Raw genomic sequence first — 13,023 nt, 5'->3', positions numbered from 1 at the left:
ACCCACGCTACGCCGCAACGCGCGGTCCAAACCATGTGGTGACGCGTCGGCGAGCCCGGACCGCGTCCGGTCGCCCACCCACGCCACATAGCCGTCGGGCCGAACCAGCACGGCGTCGGGTGCCGCCACTGCGCCGATCACCGGAAGATCCCAGGTAGCGGCGCATTTTGCATCGAGCGCCGTAATCCGATCCTGCCACGGCGCGATGTCGAGGCGGGCAGGCTCACCGAAGTTGAGCAGGACCGGTCGTGCGTCGTGCAGAAGACTCGCAGCGGGCCGTTCGCCGTGACGAGATCGAGATCGGGCATGCGGCGTCCGAGCAGTGGATGTCCCGCACCGAGATCGTAGCGAATGTCGAGACCCGACATCATCGCGGCGACCCGCCTGCGCGGCTCATCCATGCCCAAGAGTTCGGACACGGCCTCGCGCAACGCCTCGATACGGTCGTCGTAGCGCAGCAGCGCTGTCTGCGCCATCGTGTTGCGCAGGACGCGCGCGGCGACCGGATGGCGCTCGGAATGGTAGGTGTCGAGGAGACTTTCCGACGAGGTGCCGTTCACTACCTGGGCAAGCTTCCATCCCAGATTTACCGCGTCCTGCACACCGATCTGGAGGCCCTGTCCACCCATCGGCGGATGCACATGTGCGGCGTCGCCGGCCAGCAGGACTCGTCCGCTCCGATACGACGCCGCCTGCCGCGTCATGTCCGTGAATCTGGAGATCGAGGTGGGGTTGTGGATCCCATAATCGGTGCCATAGACGGCGATGAGCGCCTCGCTGAGATCACTCAGCGTGGGCTCAGCAGTTCGTGCGACGTGCCGTTCGGTCACCATGACGCGCACCGGGCCGTTCTGCAGGCGAGCGAAGGAATGGATGCCCCTGTCATCGCGGTGAAGGCCCCATTGCGGCTCGTTGGCCGTCTCGATCTCGGCGAGCAGGCAACTGATCGTCGGATCCCAGCCGGGGAAGTCGATGCCGGCCCCTTTCCGGATCACGCTGCGTCCGCCGTCGCACCCGACGAGATAGTCCGCCCGCAGCGAATGGCCATCGGCGAGCGCGACGGCGACGCCGGTCTCGTCTTGCGCGATGCCGGTCACCTCGCGTCCGCGATAGATCGGCACTCCCAATTCATCGACCCAGCCGGCGAGGATGCGCTCGATCTGGTTCTGCCATAGCGCGAGGCCATAGGGGTGCCGGGTGGGAAAGTCGCTGATGTCCAGGCGGATCCAGGCGAAGCCTGCAACCTGCGCCACCTGTCCCTGTGCAAGGAACCGGTCGGCCAGTCCGCGCTGATCGAACACCTCGATGGTGCGTGCATGCAATCCGCCGGCACGCGCGCCGATAAGATCCTGGTCGGCGCGCCGCTCGACGATGGCGACGTCGACGCCCGCCAGCGCCAACTCGCCTGCCAGCATCAATCCCGTCGGACCTGCTCCGACGATTACCACCGCATGCCTGGTCCACAGCAATTCAGTCATTCCGCGCTCCCGCAGGTTCTGGCTTGGGCGGCGGTTCTACGGGATGGTCGGGGTCTTGAAGCAAGACCCTTGCGCGCTACATATTTAAGTGGGAGGCAATGGTGTTGCCGTCCTCCGTCCGTCCGCGACAGAGCGGAATTTCCTAGCTTGTTTTGTCTTCCCAGCTTGTTTTGACTTGGCGTCTTTCTGTCCCTTGGCCACCAGGCTGTGGGCTCCGGATTTATCGCGCGCTGCTTCGACGGGGCGCCGCGCTGGCGCGCTCTATTCCTCTGGCTCGGTGGTGAACATCAGGGGATAGCCCTTGGCGCGGCCGGCGTCGGTGGCGCGCGTCGCCTTGGTCTCGGCGACGTCCTTGGTGAAGACGGCGACGACGCAGGCGCCCAGCTTGTGCGCGGTGATCATGACCTTATAGGCCTCGTCCGCAGTCATGCGGAATTCGGCCTTCAGCACCAGGGTGACGAAATCGCGCGGCGTGTAGTCATCGTTGAGCAGGATGACCTTGTGCAGCCTCGGCCGCTCGACCTTGGTCTTCGTCCTTGTTTTCGGCTTGGTGACGGTGTCGTTCATTCCGCCTCCGAAACACGTCCGGGGTTCCAGCCGCGGCGCTCAAGGTGCGGCCTTCTCACCATATTGCAGGACCTGCACCTTCTCCAAGGTGATCAGCCCGCTCGACATCATGCCATCCAGGATTGGCAGGAATGCGTTGATGTTGTCCTCGCTGTCGACGATCTCGATCACCAGTGGCAGGTCTTCCGACAGCCGCAGGATTTTCGAGGTGTGCAGCCGGCTCGATTTGCCAAAACCCATCGGTCCGCGCAGCACGGTGGCGCCGGCAAGATGCCGTTCGCGCGCGCTGATCACGATCGCTTCATAGAGCGGCTTGCCATCGAAATGGTCGTTCTCGCCGATGAAGATGCGGAGCAGGACTGCTTGCCTTGGGACCTGATTTGGGATTTGCATGGTCAGCTCCTTTTCAAGCGGTTGTAGCGGCTTGCCATCATATGGCCGAGCCACACCGACACCAGCCAGCAGATCAGCGAGGCGGCGATATAGGCCAGCGCGGTATGTTTCATGCCGCCATGGAACAGGCGGAAGGTCTCGAGGCTGAACGTCGAGAAGGTGGTATAGCCGCCGCAAAAGCCGGTCATGACGAACTGCCGGTGCTCGGGCCGCGCGAGCACGCGGCCGTCGGGGCTGGTAAGCGTCGCGTAGAAGCCGATGATCAGGGATCCCGTGGCGTTGATGAACAGCGTCGCGAAGGGAAAACCGGGTCCGGTGTCAAGCAAGAGCCCCACGAGCCAGCGCGTCATCCCGCCGGCGATGCTGCCGGCGGCGACCCAGGCGTAAAGCACAGCGCTGCGCCAGCGATCCTTGGAGGTGAGGGTGGTCATCGCCTCTAGCCTCCGAAGCTGTCAGCAAGCAGGAAGCCGCAGGTCACCGCGGTGAGGCACAGGCTGACCGAGAACACGATGTTGCCGAGTGCGTGAAGCTGCTCGCCGTTGCGCGCCAGCGTCAGGGTCTGCAGGCTGAACGAAGAGACGGTGGTGTAGCAGCCGAGGAAGCCGGTCACCGCGAACAGCCATGGCGTCGGGGCGGCGAAGATCGAGCCCGGATGTGTCGCCAGCGCACCGAAAATACCGATCAGGAAAGCGCCCGTGACGTTGATGGTCATCGTGCCCCAGGGAAACGTCTCGCCGAAGCGCCGCGCGATCGCGCCGGAGAGGAAATAGCGCACGCAGCCGCCGAGCACGCTGCCGATTGCGATTGCAAGAATACCGCTCACCACGTCGAATGATCCCCCAGTTTTTCCATCAATGCCCCGTCGGTTTCGCCAAGCTCTTGCCGATCGCAGGCAGTCCCGCAAGCGCGATCAACGTAAAGCCGAGCCCCGCAAGGAAGGTGCCGGCCGGTCCATAGGCGTCCCATAGTGCGCCCGCGATGATGCTGGCTGCGAGGGTGGCAAGCCCCGTGAACAGGTTGAAGTAGCCGAATGCGGTGCCGCGTAGGTTTGACGGCGCAGTATCGGCGACGAGCGCCGCGAACAGCCCCTGCGTCAGTCCCATGTGCAGGCCCCACAGCACGACGCCCAGCCCAAGGCCCGCGAGGCTTGGGAGCAGCGCAAGCACCAGATCTGCCCCGGCGAGGAAAGCGAGCCCGAGGGCCAGCAGGGCGGTGCGGTTGATACGGTCCGACAAGGCGCCGGCCGGATAGGCCGAGAGCGCATAGGCGATATTCATCAGCACCAGAACCGCCGGCACCCACATCGCATTCAGCCCGATATTCTGCGCCCGCAGGATCAGAAAGGCCTCGCTGAAGCGCGCCAGCGTGAAGACGATGCCGATCGCCACGACGTGCCAATAGGCCATACCAAGCTGCCGCATCGCCGCGGTGTTGAGCGGGTTTCGCGACGGCGCGCGAGCCCCCTCGGACTCGGGCTCGCTGACGGCGAACGTGATCAGGGCAAAGGACAGAAACGCCGGCAGCACCGCGACCCAGAATACGGCCGTGAAATTGTCCGCCGTCCACCACATCAGGCCGATCGCTGCGAGCGGGCCGACGAAGGCACCGATCGTATCTAGCGACTGGCGCAGGCCGAAGCTCGCGCCGCGCAACTGCGCCGGCGCGATGTCGGCGATCAGCGCATCGCGTGGCGCGCCGCGGATGCCCTTGCCCACGCGGTCGATGAAGCGCGCAGCGACCAGCCATTCCGCGCTGGGCGCGAGTGGAAACAACGGCTTGGTGCACGCGGCGAGCCCATAACCGAGTGCTGCGAGCAGCTTGCGCCGGCCGAGCCAGTCCGATAGCGCGCCGGAGAAGATCTTCGTGATCGAGGCGGTCGCCTCTGCAATGCCCTCGATGATGCCGACAGTCATGGTGGAGGTGCCGAGCACCGTGACCAGGTAGACCGGTAGCAGCGCGTGGATCATCTCGGAGGAGACATCCATCAGCAGCGAGACGAAGCCGAGCACCCAGACTCCCCTGGGGACCGCGGTCACGGATGGATTCGGCGTCGCCGTCGTCACGTCTTGCCTTTCGCATTCAGGCAATAAAAAACCCGCCACCGGCGGGTTTATCCATGCTCCCGCCGAAGGCGAGGCTTTCCAGAATGCCTCACCTCAAGCAGGAGTCATCAGCCCATACAATCTGACATCGTCGGGCGGTTGTCGGGGGACTCCATCCCCATCTGTCCGACAAGCCTAGCATGGAAATCGCGCCGCACAATAGGGTGGGCCCTTGCTTCGATGTCCACGCTGTCATTCCGGGTTCTCGCTTCGCGAGCCCCGGAATGACGTTGGTAGTGATCGATAGCTCGAAACGGCGTGAGCGTGGCAGCGCTGCGGCAGCTTTGCGTTACGGCTCACACGTCTAACTCGAATGTGAAGCTTAAGCCATCTTCGCACTTTGCGAGGGCGCATTTGCATGTCACCATCGCGTCATACGACGGGAGGGCGCGATGCGCTTGCTGATCTCGATCGGGGCTGTGCTGGTGGCCGGCATGCTTGCCGGAGGCGACGCTGCGAGCGTCGCGGCGCCAGGAACCGGCTATCAGCAGCAGGCGGCGGACAAGGATGCGCAGAGTGTCGATGTCGAACTGATCCTCGCCGTCGACGTCTCCTACTCCATGGACATGGACGAACTCGCGATCCAGCGCGAAGGCTACGCGCAGGCGATCATCTCCAAGGAGTTCCTGCAGGCGCTGAAAGCGGGGCCCAATGGCCGGATCGCGGTGACCTATTTCGAATGGGCCGCTTCCAGCGACCAGAAGATCATCATTCCCTGGCGGCTGATCGACGGGCCCGAGACCGCGGATGCGGTCGCCGCGGAAATCCTGAAGACGCCGATCCGGCGTGCCTCACGCACCTCGATCTCGGGCGCGATCAATTTCGCGATGCCTCTGTTCGACGAGGATCCCTATCGCGGTCTGCGCCGCGTCATCGATATCTCGGGCGATGGTCCCAACAACAATGGCGGGCCGGTCACTATCTCGCGCGATGCGGCGCTGGAGAAGGGCATCGTCATCAACGGGCTGCCGATCATGGTCAAGGAGCCGTCTTACTCGACCATGGATATCGACAATCTCGACTACTATTACGAGGACTGCGTGGTCGGCGGCCCCGGTTCATTCGTCATCGCGATCAAGGACCGCGACAAGTTCAAGGAGGCGATCCGCACGAAACTCCTGATGGAGGTTGCCGGCCGCACGCCGGAGCGCAAGGTCGTGCACGTCTCCGACAAGGAGCCGCGGGTGAGCTGCCTGATCGGGGAAAAGATCTGGCAGGATCGCTGGGGCAGGTAGGGGATGACCGATGAGCGGCCGGTGATGGTCGGCGCCGCGACCGTCTTCGTCATCAGCGATATCGAAAACAGTCTTGTGCACCTATCGCGACGCAGTCGGCCGGGATGCCAGTGCGGTCAGAAGCCGCTCGATCGTGCGCAGGTGCGCCAGCGCGCTCTCGAACGCGTGATTTCCGATGCGTCGCCAGATCCCGGATGTTTCCTCCATCAGGTTCGGAATGGTCACCGGAAACTCCGCGGCCTGCTGGAGGGCCGCTTTCTCGTTGACGAGATATTCTCCGTTCAGCGCAAACAGGACCTGCGCGACGCAGGTCAGCGCCCGGTAGACGCAGCCCGCCACGTGGGTCTGGTCCTCGTGCTGCGCGGCGAGTTCGGCGTTCTCGATGCTGAACAGGATTTCCCATTGGAAACGCCGGATCAGAGCCTCACGCAGCGGCTTTGGATAGGGCAGTGCGATCGACTTCAGCTCCGCGATCACCGCCCGCTCGTCGCGCAGCGCCTGACAACAGGCGATCTCGCCCATCCAGATCGCCGAGCAGAACCCGTGCGGATGTCCGGGCTGATAGTCCATGCTGACCTGTCCCGCCCGGCAAGCCTCCATCGTCCGGCGGACCGCGTCGATGTTCCGGTAGAGCAGGTCGACCTTCTGTCCCTCGATCGTCAGCCATGCGCCTCCGACGATCCACGGTCCCCACGCGCCGACCGAGGTGACCGTCGTCGCCTCCGGATCGTCGGCGAGCTGCCGCGCCGCCTGCTGCAGGTGATCGGTGTCGAGCTTGGTGTTATCAGAGAAATATAGCCCGATGTCGTAGTCGGAGTTCTCGAGCGACGTTCCTCGCGCGCGCGAGCCGCCGAGCACGATGGCCTCGATGCCTGCAACGTCGCCAAGCGCGGATACCACCCGCTCGATGAGCGGATCGCGCTCGATGTCCCTCTGCGCTGCCATCGGGTGAGGTCCCGCACGGTAAGCTTCCGGCAGCGGGTATGGTCCTGTTAAGGAGGATGGTCAACTGCCGCGGGTGATTGGTTGTTCGCATTGCCAACGGGGCAGGCAGCAGGCAAGACTGGCGCGTCGCCGGGAGGTGGTGAAATCGATGGCGAACGCCAGACTTGCCGGGATATCGGATCTTGCGGGGCTGCTTGCACTATTCCGCGCGTCCGACGTCAGTGCGAGCGCTGCACCTGAGGAGGCTGCGGACATCTGGCAGCAGACGCTGTCGCGCGAGGATATTGCGGTGTTCGTGTCGGTCGAAGACGACCGGATCGTCGCCACCTGCATGCTGATTACCGCGCCCAATCTGCTGCGTGGCGGCCGGCGGCACGGCTTCCTCGAGAATGTCGTCACACATCCGCAATTTCAGGGGCGCGGACATGGGCGTGCCGTCGTCGCCGCGGCGCTGGAGGCGGCTTGGGCCATGGATTGCCACCACGTGCTGATGCAAAGCGGCCGCAAGGACGCGCGCGTGCATCGGTTCTACGAGCGCTGCGGCTTCGTCCCGGGTCTGCGCGTCGGCTATGTCGCGCGCAGACCCGAGTCCGGGATGCTCGACGTCAGATCCGCGCCTCCAGGATCAGGTTGAAGGGCGTCTCGGCGGCACGACGGAAGCGGCTCAAGCCGCCCTCGCGCGCGACTTTGCGCAGCCTTGCCTCGCCGGCCTGGGCACCGAGCGCCATGCCGACCTCCTGATCGAGCGATGCTGGTGTGCAGATCATGGTCGATGCGGCGTAATAGACGCGTCCCACCGGGTTGAGGTTGTCTTCGAGGCGATCATTGGCGAAGGGCTCGACCAGCATGCAGGTACCGTCTTTCGCCATGGTTTCACGCACGTGGCTGATGGCGCCGACGGGATCGCCCATGTCGTGCAGGCAGTCGAAGAAGCAGACGAGATCATAACCTTCGGCCGGGTACGTCTTGGCCGAGTGGACAGCGAAGCTGACGCGATCGCCGAGCTTGGCGTCAGTGGCCGACCGGCGCGCAGCCTCGATCGAGCCTTCGTGATAGTCAAAACCGTAGAAGCGGGAGTTCGGGAAGGCTTCCGCCATCAGCCGTGTCGAGACGCCGTGCCCGCAGCCGACATCGGCGACCTTGGCGCCGCGCTTGAGTTTTTCCACCACGCCCTCGAGCGCGGGCAGCCACTCCTGCACCAGATGGTGCTTGTAGCCGGTGCGGAAGAAGCGGGCCGTGCCGCAGAACAGGCACTCGCTGCGCCGGTTCCAGCCGACACCCTTGCCGGTCTTGAAGGCGTCCGTGACCTTCGGCTCGTCCAGGAACGCCGCGGCAATGACGTTGCCAACCGCGCCGAGAAACACCGGGCTCTCCTCGTCGGCAAGCGCCATCGCCTGTTCCGGCAGCATCGAGAACTTGCCCGACGCGGAATCGTATTCGACGTAACCGGACGCGGCCTGGCTCGACAGCCACTCGCGGATATAGCGCTCCTTCGTTCCGGTGGCGCTCGCGAGCTCGGCAGAGTTCATGGGTCCCTTGGTGGCGAGGGCACGGTAGAGACCGAGCTTGTCGCCGAGCAGGATCAGCGATGCGTTCATCGCCGCGCCGACCTCGGTGATCATCTTGCCCATAAAGGCATTCAACTTGTCGGAATTGACTTCCATGACAGCCTCCATGCGGTGTCGGGCATTTACCAGCAGTTGTGCTTTGCCGGACCGCGCACGAGCCATCGGCCGTGATGAGAGCGAGGCTCTCGGAAATCCGCGGGTCCTCTATGTGGGTCAATCCGGCGCGCCGCAGGTTCAACGTGTCCGCCTCGACAGGAACCGCCTCGTTCGGGCGAGGTTTGATCCTCAAGACCGTTCCGGAGTTTCTTTGATGACGAACCTGACCAAGCTGCCGACCTGGGCCGACAAGGAGCACGTCCATGCGGTCGTCGAAACGCCGCGCGGTAGCAGTTGCAAGCTGGAATTCGATCCCAAGCTGAAAGTCTTCACGCTCGCCAAGCCGTTGATGGCCGGGCTGACCTATCCCTATGATTGGGGCTTCATTCCCTCGACCAAGGCGGAGGACGGCGATCCACTCGACGTCCTGGTGATCCATGACTCGCAGACGCATCCGGGTGTGGTGTTGCGCTGCCGGCCGATCGGGGTCGTCGAGGTCTCACAGAAGAGAGACGGCAAGGCGGAGCGCAACGACCGCATCTTTGCGGTGCCCGACCGCTCACCGCTGGAAACCGACCTCGAGGATGTCAGGCGCCTGCCTGTCCGTGCCGTCGAGGAACTGGAACAGTTCTTCCGTGCGACCAATGCGCTGGAGAAAAAGGAGCTGAAGTTTTTGGGCTGGCATGGCCCGGCTCACGCAGTGAAGACGATCAAGCGGCTGACGCGATAGGTGACGGCTGTCGTGCTACCGTGATCTATCCCGTTACCTGGGGCCTCAAGACAAGCCGGCCACCAGCGGGCGTTGCGAGTATTGCGTAGGGCTGTGTGGCTGACTGGAGTTTGGGCGTCTGAATGGCTGCCTATTTTGAGCGCGGCCTGCCGTCCGGCACTCGCCCCGCAATGACCAACCAATGGTGCACGATCGCCCATTTGTCGCGTCCGCGTGGATTGAAATCCAGGAGGGGCGACTTGGCACTTTGAAGTTCGAGGAAAAATTCGAGAGTTTTTTTGCGCGTAGTTCGATAGCGCGACAATCGTTGCCTCGTGATCCAGCGATCCCATTCCTGGACAATCAGGAATTGTCGTCTTGTCGACTGAGCCATCGCAGCCCGCCTGCGCACGGACCAGGGTCGCGCTGGAGATCAGATGACGGAAGCGGCAGGCGGTCGAGCCTTGGTTCAATGGGATGTGTCTGCTGCCGGGCGCTCACTCCAGAGGGGCCAGCCGATGCATCGTCTCGCAAAGCGTTGAACACCTGGGTGGCCATTTCGTTTAGCTTAGCCAGGCTCCTTTCTATATCGCTGTGCATCCGAGCGAGTTCACGGGATCTCTGAAATTTGCTGAACTGAATGATCTGAGCCGACATGGCAATGCTCCGGCGGTAATTTGCCAGAGTAGTCGCCGCTACGCAGATTTGCCTATCTGCCAATTCAGGTGGCAGACGCATTCTTTTTGATGGCAATCACATGTGCCATCGACGAGCGCTGCCGTTCGCGCCGGCGGGGAAGCTGACGACAAAGCGGACCTCGCCGCCCGGCAACTAATCGGCCGGCGTTATATACGGGCCATAGAGTACGTCTCGCCGTCGCTTGTACGTCTTCGAGATAGCCCGCATCGCGACAATGCAAATTACAGAACAAGCGATTTCAAAGATCACTTGAGTCGTTCCGCATTAAAAAGGACAGGTAATAATTGCGGACATTAGCAGATTCTGGACTGGCTGGGCCGGTCGATCGGCCAATTCCAAGGCAAGCCCCTGATCTTTTCCGAGCATGCGACATTTTTGTCACCGCTCGCCAGAATCAACGCTTACTTCAGGCCTCAAGACATGCCGACCACCAGCGGGCGTTGCAAGTGCTTGGCCATCAGTGCCGCCGCGTCGGCCTCGCGCCGCGCGTTCACGACGTCAAGCGGGCGCAAATGCTCGTCACCGGCTGAACCGCGCCACCAGCTCGACATGCGGCGTGTGGCGGAACTGGTCGACCGGCACCACGGTCTCGAGTTCGTAGCCACCGTCGATCAGGAGCCGCGCATCGCGTGCGAACGTCGCGACGTTGCAGGACACGGCAATCACGACCGGCACCTTGCTTGCGGCGAGTTTCAGCGCCTGCGCCTGTGCGCCCTGGCGTGGCGGGTCGAACACGACGGCGTCGAACTCGCGCAGCTCCTGCGGCACCAGGGGGCGGCGGAACAGGTCGCGCGGCGCTGCCGTGATCGGTTTCAGGCCCGGGGTACGCGCGGCTTTCGCGAGCGCTGCGACGGCGCCCGCGTCGCTGTCATAGGCCGTGACGCGGGCTTTTTCAGCGAGTCTCAAGGCAAAGGGACCGACGCCGCAGAAGAGATCGGCGATCTGCTTTGCCTTGCCGACGCGATCGCTGACCAGCGCGGCCAGCGTCTCTTCGCCCGCGACGGTTGCCTGGAGAAATGAGCCAGGTGGCAGCGTCACCTCTGCCCGGCCCATGCTTAGCGTCGGCGGCAATCGCTGCAGCACCAGTTCGCCATGCCGCGTGAGCCGCGCCAGGCGATGCTGTTCGGCGACGCCCGAGAGGGCCGCGACCATCGCCGCCGGCAGCGGACCTGAGCCGCGCACGTCGACATCGAGCCCGTTCCCGGTCGCGGTGACCTGGATGTCGAGCGGCTTGGTCACCGCCATTTTCGACGTCAGCGGCTCGGCGATCGCCCAGGCGGCATCGAGCGCGCCTTCGAGCGCGGGATCGAGGATGGGGCAACGATGGATCGGGATGACGTCATGCGAGCTCGTTGCGGCAAAGCCCACTTTGAGGATCTCGTGCGTGCCGAGCCGGCCATGCAGCGTGATCCGCCGCCGGCCCGCGCCATGTGCGTCGACCAGTGGCGCCACTTCACACGCGACGCCAGCCTGTACCAGCGTCTCGACCACGATGTTGCGCTTCCAGGCCTGATACGGTGCGGTCGCCCAATGCTGGATCGCGCAGCCGCCGCAGACGCCGAAATGCGGACAGAACGGCGCGATGCGCTCGGGGCTTGCCACATCCACCGCGAGCAGCTTGCGGCGGTCGGGATGATGGCCGGGAAGCTGCTCGACCTCGACGGTCTCGCCGCCGAGCGCATAGGGCACGTAGATCGCCTCGCGCTCATCGAGGCAGACGCCGTCGCCGCGATGGCCGACGTGATCGATCGTCAGACGCTCAACCACGGCGCGCGCCCATGAAGAATTCGACATTGCCGTCGCCACCCGTGATCGGCGAGGGGAATACTTCGATATCGGTGCAGCCGAGCGAGGCGGCGAAGGCCGCGATGTCGTCGCAGATCTCCCGATGCACGGCGGCGTCGCGAATGATCCCCTTCTTGTTGTGCTTCCGCTCGGCCTCGAATTGCGGCTTAATCAGCGCGAGCAGGCTCATCGGCGCTGCCGCGAGCGACAGCGCCACCGGCAGCACCGTCTTCAGCGAGATGAAGCTGACGTCGATGACGACGATATCGGGCCGCGCTGGCAGGCGCCTGCCTTCGTAAGTCCGGATGTCGGTCTCCTCCATCGAGACGATCTTGGGATGGCCGCGCAGCGATGGATGCAACTGCTCGCGCCCGACATCGACGGCGAAGACGAGGCTCGCGCCGTTCGCCAGCAGCACCTCGGTGAAGCCGCCGGTGGAGGCGCCGACGTCGAGGCAGATGTGGTCCTCGATCTCGATGGGGTAGCGCTCGAGCGCGCCGGCGAGCTTGACGCCGCCGCGCGAGACGTAAGGATGCGCCGGCTCGGCCTGCAGCATCGCATCCTCCGCGATGCTTTCGGACGGCTTTGTGACGGGCTTGTCATTGGCGGTGACGAGCCCAGCCTCGATCGCCGCGCGCGCCCGCGCCCGGCTCTCGAACAGGCCGCGTTCGACCAGCAAAACATCCGCGCGCTTGCGGGGAGGGGACATCAGGCTCTCCGGAGACGTTATTTGAGCCTGATCTCCGCGCAAGCGCGTTCCGCGTTTGTCGCGAGGGAAAACTGCTGCACACTTTTCCGGATCATGCTCTAGCGCTCATGTAGCGATCAATCGCGCGGCCGCCATCCGGACGCAAGTCTCGAACGCGCCGAGATCGTGCCAGACGTCGACGGGCATCTCGGTCGGTGTCACCAGCGGGCAGCCGTGCAGATCCAGCGCGTGGATCATCATGAGATTGTCGACCAGACCAAAATCCTCGATGGTCAGTCCCTGCGCATCGACCAGGCGGCCGTCGTCGGGGGTGATATCCATGTAACGACTGAGGCGGTCCGCATAGACGGCGGGGTCGTTGGAATAAGCGAGGCACAGCTTGCCGCGGCCGGCCATGTAGCCAAGCTCGTAGACGGTGCCGGGATCGGCGCCAGCGCCACGGAACGGCGTCAGGTTCGCGATGATGGCGTCGGCCGCATCCATCATTGCCTCGTTGGCGGCAAAGATCTGCCGCGAGGCATCGCCTGCGGCGAGGTCGATCGCGTTGTCGAGAGGGTAGAGTCCGGCGAGTCCATGCGCCGCGCAGATCGCGGCCTTCCGCCGGCCGACCTCAATCGCATCCGGCAGGAACACGTCTGGGCCTGCCAGATAGATTTTCATGGAGAATACCGATCGGGGAGGCATCGAATTGCCACGACATCGGCGGTGCACAACCTCTCCCGGCGGGAGAGGTTGAG

General features: G+C 64.1%; 13 protein-coding genes, 1 pseudogene and 1 riboswitch. Of the genes and pseudogenes, 3 read left to right on the top strand and 11 right to left on the bottom strand.

Features of this window, described 5'->3' with window-relative positions; translation table 11 throughout:
* Nucleotides 1-7: 7 nt before the first annotated feature.
* The 6 genes and pseudogenes from ACV1FX_RS13800 to ACV1FX_RS13775 all read right to left on the bottom strand — a co-directional run bounded on the left by ACV1FX_RS13800 (nt 8) and on the right by ACV1FX_RS13775 (nt 4,501).
* A pseudogene (locus tag ACV1FX_RS13800) lies at nt 8-1,478 on the bottom strand (FAD-dependent monooxygenase).
* A gap of 261 nt (nt 1,479-1,739) precedes the next feature.
* Nucleotides 1,740-2,045 (bottom strand): ATP-dependent Clp protease adapter ClpS, encoded by a 306-nt coding sequence (gene clpS, locus ACV1FX_RS13795; protein WP_473118098.1) that lies wholly within the window; start codon nt 2,043-2,045, stop codon nt 1,740-1,742.
* 39 nt (nt 2,046-2,084) lie between these two features.
* Nucleotides 2,085-2,438, bottom strand: coding sequence for a DUF190 domain-containing protein (locus ACV1FX_RS13790; protein ID WP_473118097.1), 354 nt, complete (start codon nt 2,436-2,438; stop codon nt 2,085-2,087).
* Nucleotides 2,439-2,440: 2 nt separating this feature from the next.
* Nucleotides 2,441-2,869, bottom strand: a complete 429-nt coding sequence (gene crcB, locus ACV1FX_RS13785; RefSeq protein WP_473118096.1) for a fluoride efflux transporter CrcB — start codon at nt 2,867-2,869, stop codon at nt 2,441-2,443.
* A gap of 5 nt (nt 2,870-2,874) precedes the next feature.
* Nucleotides 2,875-3,264, bottom strand: a complete 390-nt coding sequence (crcB, locus tag ACV1FX_RS13780; protein ID WP_473118095.1) for a fluoride efflux transporter CrcB — start codon at nt 3,262-3,264, stop codon at nt 2,875-2,877.
* Nucleotides 3,265-3,289: 25 nt separating this feature from the next.
* Nucleotides 3,290-4,501, bottom strand: coding sequence for an MFS transporter (locus ACV1FX_RS13775; RefSeq protein ID WP_473118094.1), 1,212 nt, complete (start codon nt 4,499-4,501; stop codon nt 3,290-3,292).
* A 91-nt stretch (nt 4,502-4,592) separates the two neighbouring features.
* Nucleotides 4,593-4,669, bottom strand: a riboswitch (Fluoride riboswitch).
* Between the two features lie 263 nt (nt 4,670-4,932).
* Between ACV1FX_RS13775 and ACV1FX_RS13770 the strand changes: the two genes are divergently transcribed.
* Nucleotides 4,933-5,775, top strand: coding sequence for a DUF1194 domain-containing protein (locus tag ACV1FX_RS13770; RefSeq protein WP_473118093.1), 843 nt, complete (start codon nt 4,933-4,935; stop codon nt 5,773-5,775).
* A gap of 81 nt (nt 5,776-5,856) precedes the next feature.
* Here ACV1FX_RS13770 and ACV1FX_RS13765 read toward each other — a convergent pair whose 3' ends face one another.
* A complete protein-coding gene (locus ACV1FX_RS13765; protein ID WP_473118092.1) occupies nt 5,857-6,720 on the bottom strand; it encodes a nucleotidyltransferase domain-containing protein in 864 nt (287 codons plus the stop codon).
* Between the two features lie 148 nt (nt 6,721-6,868).
* Here ACV1FX_RS13765 and ACV1FX_RS13760 point away from each other — a divergent pair, with 148 nt between their 5' ends.
* Entirely contained in the window at nt 6,869-7,354 is a 486-nt protein-coding gene (locus ACV1FX_RS13760; RefSeq protein WP_473118091.1) for a GNAT family N-acetyltransferase, read from the top strand.
* Here ACV1FX_RS13760 and ACV1FX_RS13755 read toward each other — a convergent pair.
* Entirely contained in the window at nt 7,326-8,384 is a 1,059-nt protein-coding gene (locus ACV1FX_RS13755) for a class I SAM-dependent methyltransferase (RefSeq protein WP_473118090.1), read from the bottom strand. The genes ACV1FX_RS13760 and ACV1FX_RS13755 overlap by 29 nt on opposite strands.
* Nucleotides 8,385-8,598: 214 nt before the next feature.
* Here ACV1FX_RS13755 and ACV1FX_RS13750 point away from each other — a divergent pair, with 214 nt between their 5' ends.
* A complete protein-coding gene (locus ACV1FX_RS13750; RefSeq protein ID WP_473118089.1) occupies nt 8,599-9,114 on the top strand; it encodes an inorganic diphosphatase in 516 nt (171 codons plus the stop codon).
* A gap of 1,197 nt (nt 9,115-10,311) precedes the next feature.
* Here the strand turns inward: ACV1FX_RS13750 and ACV1FX_RS13745 are convergent.
* The 3 genes from ACV1FX_RS13745 to ACV1FX_RS13735 form a co-directional block, all read right to left on the bottom strand.
* The gene (locus ACV1FX_RS13745) at nt 10,312-11,559 is read right to left on the bottom strand and encodes a class I SAM-dependent RNA methyltransferase (RefSeq protein WP_473118196.1); all 1,248 of its coding nucleotides are present in this window, start codon (nt 11,557-11,559) and stop codon (nt 10,312-10,314) included.
* Complete coding sequence (locus tag ACV1FX_RS13740) at nt 11,552-12,286, bottom strand: TlyA family RNA methyltransferase (RefSeq protein WP_473118088.1); 735 nt, start codon at nt 12,284-12,286, stop codon at nt 11,552-11,554. Before ACV1FX_RS13740 ends, ACV1FX_RS13745 begins: the two co-directional genes overlap by 8 nt.
* 105 nt (nt 12,287-12,391) lie before the next feature.
* Complete coding sequence (locus tag ACV1FX_RS13735) at nt 12,392-12,946, bottom strand: nucleoside 2-deoxyribosyltransferase (RefSeq protein WP_473118087.1); 555 nt, start codon at nt 12,944-12,946, stop codon at nt 12,392-12,394.
* Nucleotides 12,947-13,023 lie beyond the last annotated feature (77 nt).

This window comes from Bradyrhizobium ingae, assembly GCF_055791185.1.
This window is presented reverse-complemented; position numbering and strand designations above follow the sequence as displayed.

What these genes read in the sequence shown, in the direction of transcription:
- ACV1FX_RS13770 (WP_473118093.1), top strand. Translation starts at nt 4,933, where the DNA reads ATGCGCTTGCTGATCTCGATCGGGGCTGTGCTGGTGGCCGGCATGCTT.
- ACV1FX_RS13790 (WP_473118097.1), bottom strand. Translation starts at nt 2,438, where the DNA reads ATGCAAATCCCAAATCAGGTCCCAAGGCAAGCAGTCCTGCTCCGCATC.
- ACV1FX_RS13760 (WP_473118091.1), top strand. Translation starts at nt 6,869, where the DNA reads ATGGCGAACGCCAGACTTGCCGGGATATCGGATCTTGCGGGGCTGCTT.
- ACV1FX_RS13755 (WP_473118090.1), bottom strand. Translation starts at nt 8,384, where the DNA reads ATGGAAGTCAATTCCGACAAGTTGAATGCCTTTATGGGCAAGATGATC.
- crcB (WP_473118096.1), bottom strand. Translation starts at nt 2,869, where the DNA reads ATGACCACCCTCACCTCCAAGGATCGCTGGCGCAGCGCTGTGCTTTAC.
- ACV1FX_RS13740 (WP_473118088.1), bottom strand. Translation starts at nt 12,286, where the DNA reads ATGTCCCCTCCCCGCAAGCGCGCGGATGTTTTGCTGGTCGAACGCGGC.
- clpS (WP_473118098.1), bottom strand. Translation starts at nt 2,045, where the DNA reads ATGAACGACACCGTCACCAAGCCGAAAACAAGGACGAAGACCAAGGTC.
- ACV1FX_RS13750 (WP_473118089.1), top strand. Translation starts at nt 8,599, where the DNA reads ATGACGAACCTGACCAAGCTGCCGACCTGGGCCGACAAGGAGCACGTC.
- ACV1FX_RS13735 (WP_473118087.1), bottom strand. Translation starts at nt 12,946, where the DNA reads ATGAAAATCTATCTGGCAGGCCCAGACGTGTTCCTGCCGGATGCGATT.
- ACV1FX_RS13765 (WP_473118092.1), bottom strand. Translation starts at nt 6,720, where the DNA reads ATGGCAGCGCAGAGGGACATCGAGCGCGATCCGCTCATCGAGCGGGTG.